At 38.2% G+C, this 15,637-nt stretch carries 14 protein-coding genes and 1 tRNA gene (1 of these 15 cut by a window edge); 5 read left to right on the top strand and 10 right to left on the bottom strand.

The window, feature by feature from the left end:
• On the bottom strand, window positions 1-986 hold the 5' portion of the coding sequence (nagZ, locus tag CA730_RS05425) for a beta-N-acetylhexosaminidase (RefSeq protein ID WP_096664932.1). Its footprint begins 109 nt before the window's first position; 986 of the gene's 1,095 nt are visible here — the first part of the coding sequence; the start codon lies at window positions 984-986; the stop codon falls past the left edge of the window.
• Between the two features lie 242 nt (window positions 987-1,228).
• Window positions 1,229-2,455: a septal ring lytic transglycosylase RlpA family protein gene (locus CA730_RS25090; protein ID WP_197705503.1), complete on the bottom strand. Its 1,227-nt coding sequence runs from the start codon at window positions 2,453-2,455 to the stop codon at window positions 1,229-1,231.
• Window positions 2,456-3,240: 785 nt separating this feature from the next.
• On the opposite strand from CA730_RS25090, the gene pds reads away from it, so the two are divergent.
• The 3 genes from pds (at window position 3,241) to CA730_RS05405 (ending at window position 5,809) form a co-directional block, all read left to right on the top strand.
• Window positions 3,241-4,680, top strand: a complete 1,440-nt coding sequence (gene pds, locus CA730_RS05415; RefSeq protein WP_096664929.1) for a 15-cis-phytoene desaturase — start codon at window positions 3,241-3,243, stop codon at window positions 4,678-4,680.
• The gene (gene crtB, locus CA730_RS05410) at window positions 4,664-5,596 is read left to right on the top strand and encodes a 15-cis-phytoene synthase CrtB (RefSeq protein ID WP_096664926.1); all 933 of its coding nucleotides are present in this window, start codon (window positions 4,664-4,666) and stop codon (window positions 5,594-5,596) included. The genes pds and crtB overlap by 17 nt, the downstream gene beginning before the upstream one ends.
• Before the next feature lie 125 nt (window positions 5,597-5,721).
• Window positions 5,722-5,809 (top strand) — tRNA-Ser (locus tag CA730_RS05405).
• Between the two features lie 45 nt (window positions 5,810-5,854).
• Here CA730_RS05405 and CA730_RS05400 read toward each other — a convergent pair.
• The 7 genes from CA730_RS05400 to CA730_RS05375 all read right to left on the bottom strand — a co-directional run bounded on the left by CA730_RS05400 (window position 5,855) and on the right by CA730_RS05375 (window position 11,708).
• The gene (locus tag CA730_RS05400; protein WP_096664923.1) at window positions 5,855-6,823 is read right to left on the bottom strand and encodes a hypothetical protein; all 969 of its coding nucleotides are present in this window, start codon (window positions 6,821-6,823) and stop codon (window positions 5,855-5,857) included.
• Between the two features lie 10 nt (window positions 6,824-6,833).
• Window positions 6,834-7,079: a hypothetical protein gene (locus CA730_RS05395; RefSeq protein WP_096664922.1), complete on the bottom strand. Its 246-nt coding sequence runs from the start codon at window positions 7,077-7,079 to the stop codon at window positions 6,834-6,836.
• Window positions 7,080-7,496: 417 nt separating this feature from the next.
• On the bottom strand, window positions 7,497-7,964 hold the full coding sequence (locus tag CA730_RS05390; RefSeq protein ID WP_096664919.1) for an Hsp20/alpha crystallin family protein: 468 nt from the start codon (window positions 7,962-7,964) through the stop codon (window positions 7,497-7,499).
• A 567-nt stretch (window positions 7,965-8,531) separates the two neighbouring features.
• Window positions 8,532-9,290, bottom strand: a complete 759-nt coding sequence (locus CA730_RS05385) for a thioesterase II family protein (protein ID WP_096664916.1) — start codon at window positions 9,288-9,290, stop codon at window positions 8,532-8,534.
• Window positions 9,291-9,322: 32 nt separating this feature from the next.
• A complete protein-coding gene (dcm, locus tag CA730_RS05380) occupies window positions 9,323-10,543 on the bottom strand; it encodes a DNA (cytosine-5-)-methyltransferase (protein WP_269076517.1) in 1,221 nt (406 codons plus the stop codon).
• 286 nt (window positions 10,544-10,829) lie between these two features.
• A complete protein-coding gene (locus tag CA730_RS25085) occupies window positions 10,830-11,057 on the bottom strand; it encodes a hypothetical protein (RefSeq protein WP_197705502.1) in 228 nt (75 codons plus the stop codon).
• 6 nt (window positions 11,058-11,063) lie between these two features.
• Complete coding sequence (locus CA730_RS05375) at window positions 11,064-11,708, bottom strand: TdeIII family type II restriction endonuclease (RefSeq protein ID WP_197705501.1); 645 nt, start codon at window positions 11,706-11,708, stop codon at window positions 11,064-11,066.
• 400 nt (window positions 11,709-12,108) lie between these two features.
• On the opposite strand from CA730_RS05375, the gene CA730_RS05370 reads away from it, so the two are divergent.
• Both CA730_RS05370 and wecB read left to right on the top strand, forming a co-directional pair.
• A complete protein-coding gene (locus tag CA730_RS05370) occupies window positions 12,109-13,542 on the top strand; it encodes a carotenoid oxygenase family protein (protein WP_096664913.1) in 1,434 nt (477 codons plus the stop codon).
• Window positions 13,543-13,637: 95 nt separating this feature from the next.
• A complete protein-coding gene (wecB, locus tag CA730_RS05365; protein WP_096664910.1) occupies window positions 13,638-14,768 on the top strand; it encodes a non-hydrolyzing UDP-N-acetylglucosamine 2-epimerase in 1,131 nt (376 codons plus the stop codon).
• 146 nt (window positions 14,769-14,914) lie between these two features.
• Here wecB and CA730_RS05360 read toward each other — a convergent pair whose 3' ends face one another.
• Window positions 14,915-15,520, bottom strand: a complete 606-nt coding sequence (locus CA730_RS05360; RefSeq protein ID WP_096664907.1) for a peptidoglycan-binding protein — start codon at window positions 15,518-15,520, stop codon at window positions 14,915-14,917.
• Window positions 15,521-15,637 lie beyond the last annotated feature (117 nt).

Here is a 15,637-nt window from a genome sequence, read left to right as displayed (position 1 = left end):
ACTCTCTCCCTCGCAGTTTCTACAACTGCTGCATCTAAACTACCATTATTCAAACTAGCAGAAAAATCTTCAGCTATTTTATATGTTCGTTCTAAAGAAGAAGAATTGATATTTCGAGAAACTATAAATAAATCACAACCAGCATGAAAAGCCCGCGCAATCGTTCCTGATTGCATAAACATCTCAGATACAGCTTTCATATCTAAATCATCAGAAACTATCACACCTTGAAAACCTAACTCTTTTCGTAAAATATCATTCAAAATGATTTTAGATAAAGTTGCTGGTACTTCTGGATCAATTTGTGGAAACAAAATATGCGCCGTCATAATTAACGGAATTTGTGACTGAATTAATGTTTGAAAAGGCATCAATTCCCGATTTCGCAAATCTTCTAAACTCAAATTTAAGATTGGTAATTCCAAATGGGAATCTGTGCTAGTGTCTCCGTGTCCAGGAAAGTGTTTAGCAGAACCTAAAATTCCTTCTTCCCGTAATCCTCGGTAATATTCTCGCACGGCTTGACTAGCGGTTTCCGGTGTAGTTCCAAATGCACGAGCGCCAATAATCGGGTTTTGGGGATTAGAGAAAATATCCGCAACTGGAGACCAAGAAAGATTAATTCCCAGAGATTTTAATTCTAGTGCTGTGGCTTTGGCAACTTCATAAGCATGAGACTGCAATAAATAAGCTTGAGGAAAGCGGGTAATTGGTAAAGGTGTCCGCACAACCCGCCCACCTTCATGATCTAACGTGGTAAATATGGAGTCACGCTCAGTATATTGGCAAACTTCATCAATGAGGTCTTTAAACTGTTCTAACCAAATTGGATATTTGACACCGTCAAGAAAGTTTTTGGCAAAAAAGATGACACCAATGGGTTTTAGTTCATTTAATGCCCGTTTATCATCATCATTTAAACTTGTCCCGGAAATACCCAGAATTAAATGATTACCAAAGCTTTGTGATGATTGGGGTATTGACATAACTATTTTGATATCAATAAAGGATAAATTTAGGAGGCAGGAGTAACCCACCCTTGCTCATAGTGGGATTGAAACAAGGACGCTTATTTGGAGAAAAACGAAAAAAGTCTTCGTTCCTCATCGACCAACATTGCTGATTTCCCTATGCTCAATTTTGCTCTTCGGTCAATTCTTCACTCGCGCGTATTGTATTCATCTCATCACCTCCCTATCGGGTAGGTGAGAGGCTTCTACTGTTTAAGCTAAAAATTGGAAACTAATAACTCACTTTTCGCATTAGCCATGTCTTCAGTTTTTGGTTGAGATGGTTTCAATGTCATTGGTGGGGCATTTTGTTGTAAAATCACAGCCTGATAAGCTACGAGTCCAGTATGTTCACTATCGAGACAACGAGCCGCTGTTCTGGATAAATCCAGGCTTCTGGGTAAGATATACGGACCACGATCATTAACGCGCACAATCACGGATTTATTGTTTTCTAAATTTGTAACTTTTAAGAAGGTATTAAAAGGTAGAGTCCGATGGGCTACAGTAAAATCATCTTGATTATATATCTCACCATTTGCGGTTAAGCGACCATGAAAATAGCCACCGTACCAAGAAGCTATACCAGAAAGTTTTGTGCTTGAGGACTGTAATCCATACATTTCCATTTGTCCTTGTACCAAGGTCAGCGGTTTGGACTGGAGTGCTATTCGCAAATTATTAGTCCATTCCAAGGCCAAAATATCACCGCTGCGACCAAGTTGTGTAGAAAGGTTTTGATCTATTGCAAATAGTAACCGATTGCCTACCATCAGGGAAGGAGTTTTATCCACTAAGCCCGGTTGTAATTTTGTAGGTTGTACAGTGGGTGATTTGATTAATTGCTGCAAGCGATTTTGTAATGCTTTGGCTGTAATGCGGTCAGGTAGTCTGGCAACAAAACTGTTATTAACCCATACTTCATAACTAAATGGATTCTGCTTGACAATCAATACTGGTGAGTAATCATAACTTCCATTTGGATCAACTGGATTGCTGATGACATTAAAGAAACTTTGGAGCGATCGCACAACAGTAGAAGGTGATAAATCTACCTTAGGAATACTAACTTGTGTAACTACTGGCAAAAAGTTAGTAACATTTTTCAAGTGAGGTTGTGCAGCTATATTTTCTGGCACAGAGGGACAAAATTGCGTTTCTTTTGCCTTCAAGGTTATTGAAGGTACAGCGATAGACTTATTTCTGTAGGATGATAATTGCCTATTTATCCAGTCAAATGTGAAAGCAGTTTTTGATATTAAGGTTTTTTGCCAAGCATTTTTATGTTGTTGAGCGATCGTCAGAAATTTAGCTTGCGGCTTAACTAAGTTGGCTGGAAGTTGGATTGGAGAAAATGCAGCTATTAAACTCAGTGGTAAATTTGCCGTCAACATCAAAGCACCACCTGTAAAGGATGTCACCCATAGTATTCCCGTTGATATCATAGTTTAGTTATTCTCCAGATAGATGCACACTTCCTAGAGAAATAATCCCCAGGTTGAATAAAAAAAGAGTTTTATTGAACAAAGAACAAATTTTTTTTTGAATTACATAATTTCTATGCCTTTTCAGATTTAATGATGATTAAACTGTCTGGGATCATCATATACCGTAATGGAGATTTAAATAAATAAAACTTTAGGACTTACGCACGCTCACTAATTTACCATGATATGAATGAAGGAAATTGCGTCGTTTTCGGCTTTGGGAATAACTTATTGAGTAGGGTGCGTCAGATAGAGGGAATCTGTTTTTTTGTCAAAATATCGTGTCTGACGCACCCTACAAGGGATAAAATTTACGTCACATATTTGGGGAATCTTGTCAATGCGTAAATCCTAAACTTTTAAATCTAGTTTTGAGGTATTACTAATATTTCCATTATTTTTGCTTATAACTACAATTCTTATTTGCTATTTACTTTACTGTCACATATCCACATCTAACGTATAAACACTGAGTAAAGAAGCCCATTTTTGTATTTATGATGGGCAGTTAAGCCAAACTATACACTGATTGAAAATGAGTCTTAAACTACACTAAATATTGATCACGTAAAAAAATTTTGTGTTTACCTCTGGATCGAAGATGAAGGTAAATTACATAGTCAGGGCAAAATTTTGGGAATTTTTTGGGAAGCAATCAGACCTACCGTGCCAAATGTAAAGGATTGCAACGTATAATGAGAACGACAAAACAGTTAAGAAATATTGAAGAATAGTAGGTTTAAATGCGCGTAGCAATCGCGGGAGCGGGACTAGCAGGACTTTCCTGTGCAAAATATCTCACTGATCTAGGTCACACACCCATCGTTTTGGAACGCCGAGACGTAGTTGGGGGAAAAGTGGCTGCGTGGAAAGACGCTGATGGAGACTGGTACGAAACAGGACTGCACATTTTTTTTGGGGCCTATCCCAATATGTTGCAGTTATTCAAAGAATTGAACATTGAAGATCGATTGCAGTGGAAAGAACACACAATGATTTTCAATCAGCCTGAAGCGCCGGGAACTTACAGCCGATTCGATTTTCCAGATTTGCCAGCACCAATCAATGGTATGGTGGCAATTCTGAGAAACAACGATATGCTGACCTGGCCGGAGAAAATCAGTTTTGGTATTGGTTTACTACCTGCTATTCTCCAGGGGCAAAAGTACGTCGAAGAAATGGACAAATATTCTTTCCGGGAGTGGTTACAAAAACAAAACGTTCCCCCCAGAGTAGAAAAAGAAGTATTCATTGCTATGTCTAAAGCCTTGAACTTCATTGATCCAGAGGAAATTTCCGCCACCGTTCTCTTAACGGCATTGAATCGCTTTCTCCAAGAGAAAAACGGCTCAAAAATGGCCTTCCTGGATGGTTCACCCACAGAAAGATTGTGTCAGCCGATTATTGACCACATCACTGAACGCGGTGGTGAGGTGCGTCTTAATGCGCCCTTAAAAGAGATTTTACTCAACGAGGATGGAACTGTAAAAGGATTCCTACTGCGGGGCTTAAATGGGGCAGAAGATGAAATATTTACAGCGGATACCTATGTATCGGCTCTTCCAGTTGATCCTTTAAAGCCGATTTTGCCAAGTTCTTGGAAAGCTATGGAGTTTTTCCAAAAGTTGGAGGGTTTGGAAGGCGTACCGGTGATTAATGTTCATATCTGGTTTGATCGCAAATTAACAGATATTGATCATCTACTATTTTCTCGTTCTCCACTCCTCAGCGTTTATGCTGATATGAGTAATACTTGCCGTGAATATGCCAATCCTGACCGTTCCATGTTGGAATTAGTCCTAGCACCGGCTAAAGATTGGATATCTAAATCCGATGCCGAAATCGTTGCTGCAACTATTACTGAGTTAGAAAAACTTTTTCCCCAACATTTTGGGGGAAATAATCCGACTAAAATACTGAAATATCATGTGGTGAAAACACCGCGTTCAGTTTACAAAGCTACTCCAGGTCGCCAACAGTACCGCCCTTCACAGCAAACCCCCATTTCTAACTTCTACTTGACTGGGGATTATACAATGCAACGCTATCTCGCCAGTATGGAAGGGGCTGTACTTTCTGGTAAACTAACAGCGCAGGCGATATTTCAAGCGCTGACGGTAGCAAATTCCTCTAACCTGCACACGCCAACACGACCGCCCGCCACGAATGCTGCAACTGCCTGATTCCCCCCCGCGCATGAAAACGCTGGTTTCTATAGATGAGTCATACACCCTTTGCCGGGAACTCACGGCTAAGTACGCTAAAACTTTTTATTTAGGTACGATGCTGATGAGTCCGGCCAAGCGTCAATCTGTTTGGGCAATTTATGCCTGGTGTCGCCGTACAGATGAATTAGTGGATGGTCCGGCATCTGCTATCACCACGCCAGAAACCCTAGAACTATGGGAAAAGCAACTGGAATCCATTTTTGCGGGATGCCCATTGGATAATTATGATGTAGCGTTAGTAGATACTCTCCAACGCTTTCCGCTCGATATTCAACCCTTTCGGGATATGATCGCCGGTCAGCGTATGGATTTGTATCGCAGTCGCTATGCAACTTTTGAGGATTTATACCTCTACTGCTACCGAGTAGCGGGAACTGTGGGTTTGATGTCAACGACGATTATGGGGGTAGATAATAGTATCTATACAGCCCCTTGGCATCAAACCCAACAGCCTTATCTGCCTATAGATGAGGCGATCGCTTTGGGAATTGCTAATCAACTTACCAATATTCTCCGTGATGTTGGTGAAGATGCCCGTCGAGGCAGAATCTATCTTCCCCTAGAAGATTTGGCCAAATTTAATTACACCGAGGAAGAATGTATTCGCGGCGTAGTGGATGACCGCTGGCGTTCACTCATGCGGTTTCAAATTGACCGCGCCCGTAAATTCTACATCCAAGCAGATAAGGGGATTAGTTACCTGGCTGCTGATGCTCGGTGGCCTGTTTGGTCTGCATCTATGCTATATGAGCAGATTTTAGAGGTGATTGAGCGCAATGATTATGATGTGTTCAGTCAGCGAGCTTATGTTCCCCAATGGAAAAAGTTACGCACCTTGCCGGCAGCTTGGATGCGATCGCAAGTTTTATAGATTGGTCAGTGGTCAGTGGTCATTGATCATTGGTCATTGATCATTGGTCATTGGTCATTGAATTTATTTAGAAAATAACTATTGACAGGCTCAAAAAGTTCTGCTACGATTATTAGTCATGAACTGGAGAGGTGGCTGAGTGGTCGAAAGCGGCAGATTGCTAATCTGTTAAGGGATTATATCCCTTCGGGGGTTCGAATCCCCCCCTCTCCATTTTTAAGCAGGTGCGTTACAACTTGTTAACGCACCTTTTTTGTGTTATTTTTTGGCGATCATATTCATATCCCAAGTATATAGACCGATTTGGTGAGGAACTCTGACAAATCGGCCTGTGCGATGACCCCTAGATAGTTCATTGAGAACCTTATTTTTAACCTCTCTGACTTCCTCTGGGTCTAGATGTCCATAAATGCCATTAACTATCTCATTCACATTGAAAATTCGTCCCGCATTTTGTTCTAGAAATAAGGTCAGAGCATCAATTAAAAATTGACCATCAAATTGTGCCAACATCGGCACTACTTTCGTTTGGGGTCTGATGAAATGTTTGTTGGTTTTGGTGGATTTAATCCCCCTAGATATTCCCCTACCTTGAATTGGACCTAGTGAATTTAAATCCAGGGTATAACAGCCCGGTTCATTGGGAATCGCTGACCAATAACCACTTTCCCTCCCTTGGGTCAGAGAGGATTGGACTCTACCTTTAACCACTTTAAAAATAGTAGACTCTAAATCACCATAGAGCGATCGCACAATAAAATCTATGTGACAGACAGTTCCCACATATTCTCGCAATAGCTTTTTGAGTGCTTCCATGCGAGTCATATTTTCATAGTGAGCCAACATAGGAACATCTTCCCCCTTACCAACATAGTGACGACGCTGATAGGAAAAATTGTTCGAGTCTCTCACTTCAGAGAGGGAATGTTCGACTTTGAAAGGGTCTGATTTAGGAATTTCTGACTCTAGGGGATGCAAATATTCCAGATGGGAACTTTGATTAGAAGACAACAACAAGAGTGAATCTTCTTCGTCAGCCTCCACTTGTTCATTGTCATTAGTATAAGACCATGTAGATAACAAGGATTCTACATTATCTAATTGCGATCGCGCCTCTATGAATAGACGTTGGTACTTTTGGGCGAGACTCCCATAGTAATCTCGTAATTCCAACAATGGCGTAATAAATACTTCGGGTGGTGCTTGTAATTGTCCTGGAGAATTCATAGCAATTCACTCAACCTAAATCTATATTGCTAGTGTAAGTCATGGCTCTAGGTTTGCTTGGTGTAGATCCCTGGAGTGATTTTTTAGGAGGTTGGGGAGGACGACAACTTTCACAATATAAAGGGCGAGTTCCGAAAGTTTCCCGCTTTGTAGCCTGATTACATTCTTTACAAACAAAGTGGAAAACTCGCGTATGAATCAGTCTTTTGTGCGCTCGGACAGTATATTCTCTAACATCAATTACTTTGGTTGCCATAATTAATAATTGCCAATCTCAATCCTCTTTATATAGCTATTCAAGCAAATGAAACTGTATCAGTGTGTGTTTTTAGAGAAGTTTTCCCAGAAATCAGAAACTCCTATCTAGGTCAAGGATACAAACTGCTATTTCCGATATATTAACAGCGACTGAGATATATTTGCTCATATCTTACATAAAAGTACAAAAAGGATATAGGCTAGATTTTTTGCCCCCATGACTCGTAAATATAAAAATGCTTTTTAGCATCTATCTTGAGAATTAACTATATAATTGGAAACATATTTTTAGGTAGATTTTACAACATAAATCATTAATCATGAATTATTATCTCTCCTACTTATTATAAAAAAATGAAGGATGAAATGATTGTCCAACCATTCATCCTTACTAATTCATTTCCACCAAAAGCCATTAGCCGAGATTAACCCTTACAGCCCTGTGTTTTTCCGATTCGGCTTTAGGAATAGTCAAATGGAGAATTCCATTCTTATATTCTGCCACGACCTTCTCATTATCCACGACCGCAGGCAAGGCGATTATCCGTTGGAATTTGCCATAACGAAACTCCGAGCGAGTCATGCCTTCCGCTTCTGTTGTTGTTTCCGATTTGCGCTCGCCGCTAATAGAAACCGACTCAGGAGTGACCTCAACACTAAGATCCTTCGCATCTAAGCCCGGTATTTCGACTTTCAACTTCAAATCACTATCGGTTTCCGCAATTTCGGCAGGAGGAATAAAAGTCAATCCTATTTTTTCCCCTCCGTCGGGTGGTAATAATTGCTCAAACAAACGATCCATTTGCTGACGGATAATACCCATTTCAGGGAATGGTTCCCAGCGTTCTATTTCCCGTAAAGGATTCCAACGTACAAGTGTCATATCTATCTCCTCAAAAATTCACTATTGGACTTTCTGATTTGGTGAGACTGAATCTTAAGCTTCTGACTTGGTAAACAATAATGCTACTGGTAAAACTTCTAACTTTTAACTTCTTGAAGCTTAATCTTTAGCTTCCCAATTAAATAGTAGCACCAGAAAATCAATTGATTACAGTTCGGTTTTATAGATATGATCGTCGTGATAACCGTACTATATAAATCCTCAATTATTTTGAAATCTGTTAATTAGTATGGATTCGGTAATGATTCCCCCATCACTAGGTATATTTTTCATGTTTTAGAAGATAAATATAGAAGTATCCACTCTTTTTTTGGACAAAAATTTCTTAGAGGATGTTTGAAAAGTGGTATTCCATAACTTTCATCACATTGTTACCCCCTTTCCTCTTGCAAAGGGGAGGGAACTAATTTTTCCGGTTTCCCCCCAAAGCATCGAGGGGATTAAGGGGGGTAATTTAACTTATGTGTACACGATAGCCTTTATAAGGGGAGGGTTAGGGAGGGTCAAAACATTTGATACAGCAATCATGACCTTTCAAACACCCTCTTAGAAATAGGATTGGAGGGATTGAATTAGATGGTTAAGTAAAGTAGTCTTAGCAGTGTTGATAAAAAAATGATCACCATCTATCATTTGTAATAAAAAAGGGGCGACAGTTTGTTTTTCCCATGCAGCAATGGCAGTATAACTAACTCTTGGGTCTTGTAAACCACCGAAAGCAGTAATAGGACAATCTAAAGGAGGTTGGGGAGTATAAATATAGGATTCTAAAACTGTAAAATCAGCGCGGACAATCGGTAAAAATATCTGCATCAAGTCAGCATTGTTTAGCACTTCTTGGGGAGTTCCATTCAATTGGGATATTTTGGCTAAAAAATCGGTATCTGGTAATTGAGAAATTGGCGGTTTTTCCGCAGATAATTGTGGGGCTTGATGAGCAGCAACAAAAAGATGTAAAGGGTGAAAATTATATTCAGAACGAAGTAGCCTAATTAACTCAAAACTAATTAATGAACCCATACTGTAACCGATGAAAGCATAGGGTTTATCTAGATAAGGGATGATATTGGTAGCTATTGCTGGAACTAAAGGTTGAATTTTTGTGTATGGAGGTGATTTGATTTGTTTTCCTCTTCCGGGAATTTCTATGGGGCATAATTCAATAGTTGCTGGTAAATCATCAGCCCATGTCCGAAAAATCGTAGCACTACCACCAGCATAAGCAAAGCAAAATAGGCGTAATTTGGCGCGGGAATTGGGTTGAGGGCAAGTTATCCAATTTGTGAAGGTAGTTTCAGTGGTCATAATGGGGTTTTTATGGGGTTGATTGACTTCTCTTAATTTTCAAATACACCAGTCTCAACAATAGCTTTGCATAATTTATCAATTACGGGAACTGACACACTATTTCCTATTAGTTTCATCCATCTTGGTCTTGATTCTGGTAATTTAAAATCTTGAGGAAATCCCTGTATTAAACAAGCCTCGCGTTTAGTAATTCTTCTAAATTCTCTTGATTCGTAAACTTCTTTGATGAATTTGTTTTTAAAATCATGATGATTTAGTGCTTCGATTGTCTTTAAAGTTATAAAGTCATTTGTGTCGCTGGCAACTAGAGTTGGGAAAATATCAGAACTTGGTAAAAAGATCCGACTTACACCAAATAATCCTGTGCTTATTTTAGTGTTTTTAAAATCATAGCGAATTTCGACACACTCAATAATATCTTTTTCTTTAAGAAACTCAATTGTTTTTTTTATTGATGTTTTTTCTAATTTAAATCCTTTTTGGATTTTCAAACTATCAACAATTATTTCTGCATTATTGGTGAATGAAAGCAAAGTTTGTTCATTCTTTGTTAAAGCTTTAATATTATACTTTTTGATAATAAAACGATATTGTTCAGATTTTAAGATTTCTAATTGCACCAATTCATCAATTTCTTCTTGTTTAATTGATGAATCTAGATTTTGAAAATGTTCTAATGATAATGGATTTCCATCTAATTCTCCATAATTGCTTTTTCGTCTGTTTCTAAGTAATAATAAACAAATATCTTTCTGTCGTTGAGTGGTTTCAATAATGTCCCAGGAATGTATTGTTGTATGACCATTTCTCAAGTCGTTAAATAAAAAGTAATCATTGAATCCGTTTGTATTGGAAAGACTCATACTTTTAGATTCAATAATATTCCCAAATATGTCTCTCTGAACAATCTGATTATCTAGTTTTCGTTGGGATGTTACACCTAATATATCGCCAAGTTTTAGTTTTTTATCTGTTGGTTTTGGTAAGTTGAATTTTTGGAAATAGTCTTTTTCCTGAAATCCAATTATATATATGCGAATCCTATTTTGTGGCACACCATAATCAAAGGAGTTAATGACAAAATAGTTAGCATGATATCCTGCTTGCTCAATTCTTTCTAAAACATAAGATAAAGCTTTTTTATTACGGGGGTCAACCAATCCTTTGACATTTTCAAAAATAAATACCTTTGGTTGAGATTTTTGAAGTAAATAAATTGTATCGTTCCATAATTGCCCTCTATCAGAAATGTTGAATAGCGTAATAAAAATCTCTCATACTCACTATACTTTTATCCATGACATACTGTAACCACACTGATACAAATGAAAATGTGTCCAGAACTGGATAATCTTTTTTGGGCAATGGTTTCAATATTGTTTTGACCACTTCTGGGAAATTCTTTAAGCGCATAATTTGATAATTCTTTATCTATATTTTTTTAGATTGTATCAAATTATGGTACTTTTTTTGGCTCTTGCGTTGTTTTTATGGTGATTAAGAATTGATTATAACAAAACCCTTATGGGGCAAGGGTTATAAACAATTATGCCCATATTTTGAATGAAATGCCCACGCAATAAGGCTTTCAATGATTTTGAACCAGGTTTTCCATAAAACGAACCGAAGAACCCTTTTTTTTAATCTTTTCCTAACATTCAACACTTCTGCATTAATTTCTGTAATGAAATTACTATAAGTTCCTGCTCCTCCAATAAGTTCGCAAAATTCATCACCTATCAGTACAGATTCATCTTCATACATATTGAACTATCTCATAGGAAAAGTCCACTTGTAATCTTCTTTTTTACCGTAAGGATTATACGGCAAAGCGTAGAAGGCATAATCAACAACTTTTGGCTCCATTGCCAAAAGCTTAAATAATTTTTCTTTGTTTGCTTTTGTTTGGTCGCTATTTGGTAATGGCGCTTTTAGCTCAAACGCATACCTTATTCCATTTTCTTCGTTTTCTATAAGAATATCACATACAACACTTGCATGAATAATTTGTCCACCTCCCGCCTTAATATATTTTAATTCTTTATCCCAATCAGGTTTTATTTTTTCCTTGCCTTTATTGTGTTCTAATTTATTTAAAGTCTCTTGAATCCTTCTTAAACTTTCTTTTCCAATTGTTCCGTTTATCGTATGTCCCATTTGACAATTACCATGAGCTTCTACAGCAACGACTTGTGCAAGTTTTTCCCATACACCTCCAAATGGAGTTACAAATCGTCTCTCAAAATGTGACCCTTTAAAAATTTCATCAGGAACTAATGCTGCGTAAAGAGGTTTACTGGAACGGTGATTTTCTTTAATAAAAGGGTCGGTAATTAGAACCCGCTCCATTACTCGCTCCATCATTTCAGATACGACATCTTTTATAGCTTTTGAAATTCTTTCCTGTTTATTCATTACAAATCTTATTTCCATGACACATAACTATTTATTATACCGACATTTTCAATTTAATTTAAGAAGTGGGTTGTGATATGAAATTAACGCTACCAGCACTGCGATCGCCAAACTACCGATTATTCTTTGCGGGACAAGGTACTAATATTGGGTTTCACTTCGTTCAACCCAACCTACAAAAATTAAATTAATATTCTTTTCCATAAGGGAAGCGGTAGAATCAAAAATAATTAATTGAATAATTCTCCTGATTCTGACTTCTGCTATACTCACAATAGCTTGATTATTTGATTCTACAGTTTAGCAGTGCTAAACCCCTACACATCTAGGTTTTTATAATTTGGTAAAAGTTCAAATATCAGCCGTCACGAGTATATATTATGTAAGCCAGAAATACTATATGCAAACAATTGATCAAAAGTCAACTAAAAAAGCATGGTCTAGAGCAATATCTCAACCAGCAACAGAATTTTCTGCCACTCAATTACCTATTCTCGCAGGTAAAATCCCCGCGGGTTTAAGGGGTACACTGTACCGGAATGGACCAGCACGACTAGAACGGAATGGTATCCGAGTGGGACATTGGTTTGATGGAGATGGGGCAATTCTCGCGGTCAATTTTACCAATGTAGAAGCAGTTGCGGTTTATCGCTATGTGCAAACTAAAGGTTATCAAGAAGAAACTGCTGCGGGTAAATTGCTTTATGGTAATTATGGCATGACTGCACCAGGAATTATCTGGAATCAATGGATAAAACCTGTGAAAAATGCGGCGAATACTTCAGTTTTGGCATTACCTGATAAACTTTTGGCATTGTGGGAAGGTGGTAAACCTTATGCTTTAGATTTGCAAACTTTAGAAACTTGTGGTGAAGATGATTTAGGCAGTTTAACTAAGGAATTAAGTTATTCTGCCCATTATAAGCAGGACAAAAATACAGGGGAAATTTTTAATTTTGGTGTAACTCCTGGATTAAATGCCACACTTAATGTTTATAAAAGTGAGTTGACTGGTAAAATTATCCAAACAGCAATACATCAATTAGAAGGAGTACCACTAATACATGATTTTGTTTTAGCAGGACAGTATCTAATCTTTTTTATTTCCCCAGTGCGGTTAAATCTTTGGCCAGTTTTGGTAGGAACAAGTAATTATAGTGATTCTCTAGAATGGCATCCTGAATTGGGAACTCAGATTATAGTGCTAGATAGAGAAAGTTTATCTTTAGTCAGTCGAGGAGAAACTGAATCTTGGTTTCAGTGGCATTTCGCTAATGGTTATGTAGATCCTAGTGGTGCGGTAATTGTAGATATTGCCCGTTATGAAGATTTTCAAACTAATCAATATTTACGGGAAGTAGCTACAGGGGAAACTCATACAATTGCCAATAGTACATTTTCACAAGTTCAACTTAATCCTCAAACTGGAAAGGTAATTAAAATTGAACAACTTTCAAATCAACATTGTGAGTTTCCTAGTGTTCCTCCACAAACTGTAGGTCAATTTTCTCGTTATACCTATATGTCAGGATTCCAACCAGGGACAGATGTTGGTAAGGAACTTTTAAATATTATTGCTTGTTTTGATCACAAAACTGGAACTTTAACGCAAGCAAACATAGGAGAAAATCGCTATCCTTCTGAACCTATTTATGTCCAAAATCCGCAAAATTCTGGGCAAGGTTGGCTGTTAACTGTGGTTTATGATGGTAATACTCATGGTAGCGAAGTTTGGATATTTGCGAGTGATAGACTAAATACAGAACCTATTTGTAGACTGGGATTACCCAGTGTTATCCCTCATAGTTTCCACGGTACATGGAAACCTGCTTAAATAATTCCATAATTCAGGTAGGGGGATGATTATTGCCTTGCGCTTTACCTTTTTGGGGAATTGAAAATTAAAAATAAGTTGTAATTATTCGACTAATGACAAATCAACACCGCATTGGCATTATTTTAGGAACTCGTCCTGAAGCTATTAAACTAGCACCAGTAATTCAAGTTTTTCAAAATTCTCCAGATTTTGAATTGCAGGTAATTCTCACAGGACAACATCGAGAAATGGTTGAACAAGTAATGCAATTGTTCAAACTCAAAGCCGATTGGAATTTAGAGATTATGCAGCGACAACAATCTCTTAGTGATATTACTTGTCGAAGTTTAAAGGGTTTAGAAGCATTATTTCAAGCTCAAAAATTAGATTTTGTAATTGTGCAAGGAGATACAACAACAGCTTTTGCGGCGACCTTGGCAGCTTTTTATCAAAAAATCCCTGTGGGTCATGTGGAAGCGGGTTTAAGGACTGATGATTTATTTAATCCTTTTCCCGAAGAAGCTAATAGAAGGCTGATTTCCCAGCTTACACAATTACATTTTTCCCCGACTACTTTAGCTGTGGAAAACTTACAAAATTCTGGGGTATTAGGAGAAATTCACTTAACAGGAAATACTGTAATTGATGCTTTATTAAATGTGGCTGCAAAAAAACCAGTTTGCAATATACCAGGGTTAGATTGGCATAAATATAGGACAATATTGGCAACAGTTCATAGACGGGAAAATTGGGGAGAACCACTGCAAGATATCGCTCAAAGTTTTTTACAAATTTTAGAGCAATTTCCTGATACAGCCTTATTACTACCATTACATAAAAATCCCACAGTTAGAGAACCATTGCAAGAGTTGTTAGGGAGTCATCCCCGCATTTTCCTAACAGAACCCTTGGATTATGCTGAATTAGTGGGAGCTATTGAGCGATCGCATTTAATTTTAACCGATTCCGGTGGATTACAAGAAGAAGCCCCCAGTCTGGGTAAACCAGTCCTAGTTCTCAGAGATACCACAGAAAGACCAGAAGCCGTTACCGCCGGCACAGCCAAACTCGTAGGTACACAAACCGCAAATATTGTCACAGCCGCTAGTGAACTACTCAGTAACCCCGACGCTTATACCAAAATGGCCACCGCCATTAATCCCTTTGGCGATGGCCATGCAGCAGAACGCATTCTGCAAATTGTCAAAAATTACCAGCAACAGGGAATAGAAAAACAACTTTAGTTACAGCAGATTACAGGTATATAAGGTACATCATAGCCCCCTCATCGCTTGTGGGGAGGGGGTTGGGGGTGGGGTTGTTGTACCTCATAACACCGATGTGCTGTATGTTTGTAAACTTGACTAACTGTTACCTGATTAGACAGTTCCTAAATACCTAAAGCTCTCCGAGTTTGATAACCAACAACCCCATCTACACGCAGTCCGTTACGTCTTTGGAAGTGACGAATTGCGTTAATGGTTCGTGAGCCATAAACACCATCAACTCTAATCCCTAAAGCTCTTTGGATTTCTCTGACTCGTTCACCTCTTGAGCCATATCCTACCGTTACCCTACCGCCAACACCGGCTCCAGAACGATATCTGCGGTGAGAATAGCCAGGAGTATTACCAATCCATCTTTCAGCCACATAGTATCCTCGGTAACGTCCCGAAGAAATTCTCGCAAATCCATTTCTGACACGACCAGTTTCACCAATGTATGAACCATTGCGGACACAAGCCACAGATGAATTTGCAGTGCTAGGTCCGGTACGAATATTAAGACAATTTCCATTCGTTCTGGCATATTCTGCGGAAGCAAACTGCATTTGAGTCACTGTAGCTAATAATATAGTCACACCAGCCAAAGTTAACCATGCAGAAGATTTAAAAATTTTCCGCCAATTAAATGACGATTTGGGAAAATTTAATGCAAAATTTTCATTTGTTTTTTCATCTTCTATATACATATAGGAATAAGCCAAATATTCCATAATCATCTGCTCCTTTATGTGAAATTTTGCGATACTTTTGTCTAGTTTTCATCTCTATTGATTTTATACTTATTCACGACAACTTGTTGGCTACTATATTCCGCCATTTGAACTGTC

It is taken from the genome of Dolichospermum compactum NIES-806 (assembly GCF_002368115.1).
Lineage (GTDB): Bacteria > Cyanobacteriota > Cyanobacteriia > Cyanobacteriales > Nostocaceae > Dolichospermum > Dolichospermum compactum.
The sequence above is the reverse complement of the archived record's forward strand: the minus strand, read 5'-3'. Positions and strand labels throughout refer to the sequence as shown.

Bases quoted from the DNA above. Each gene is read 5' to 3' on its own strand.
- CA730_RS25090 (WP_197705503.1), bottom strand. From the start codon at position 2,455: ATGATATCAACGGGAATACTATGGGTGACATCCTTTACAGGTGGTGCT.
- pds (WP_096664929.1), top strand. From the start codon at position 3,241: ATGCGCGTAGCAATCGCGGGAGCGGGACTAGCAGGACTTTCCTGTGCA.
- crtB (WP_096664926.1), top strand. From the start codon at position 4,664: ATGCTGCAACTGCCTGATTCCCCCCCGCGCATGAAAACGCTGGTTTCT.
- CA730_RS05400 (WP_096664923.1), bottom strand. From the start codon at position 6,823: ATGAATTCTCCAGGACAATTACAAGCACCACCCGAAGTATTTATTACG.
- CA730_RS05395 (WP_096664922.1), bottom strand. From the start codon at position 7,079: ATGGCAACCAAAGTAATTGATGTTAGAGAATATACTGTCCGAGCGCAC.
- CA730_RS05390 (WP_096664919.1), bottom strand. From the start codon at position 7,964: ATGACACTTGTACGTTGGAATCCTTTACGGGAAATAGAACGCTGGGAA.
- CA730_RS05385 (WP_096664916.1), bottom strand. From the start codon at position 9,290: ATGACCACTGAAACTACCTTCACAAATTGGATAACTTGCCCTCAACCC.
- CA730_RS25085 (WP_197705502.1), bottom strand. From the start codon at position 11,057: ATGTATGAAGATGAATCTGTACTGATAGGTGATGAATTTTGCGAACTT.
- CA730_RS05375 (WP_197705501.1), bottom strand. From the start codon at position 11,708: ATGAATAAACAGGAAAGAATTTCAAAAGCTATAAAAGATGTCGTATCT.
- CA730_RS05370 (WP_096664913.1), top strand. From the start codon at position 12,109: ATGCAAACAATTGATCAAAAGTCAACTAAAAAAGCATGGTCTAGAGCA.
- wecB (WP_096664910.1), top strand. From the start codon at position 13,638: ATGACAAATCAACACCGCATTGGCATTATTTTAGGAACTCGTCCTGAA.
- CA730_RS05360 (WP_096664907.1), bottom strand. From the start codon at position 15,520: ATGGAATATTTGGCTTATTCCTATATGTATATAGAAGATGAAAAAACA.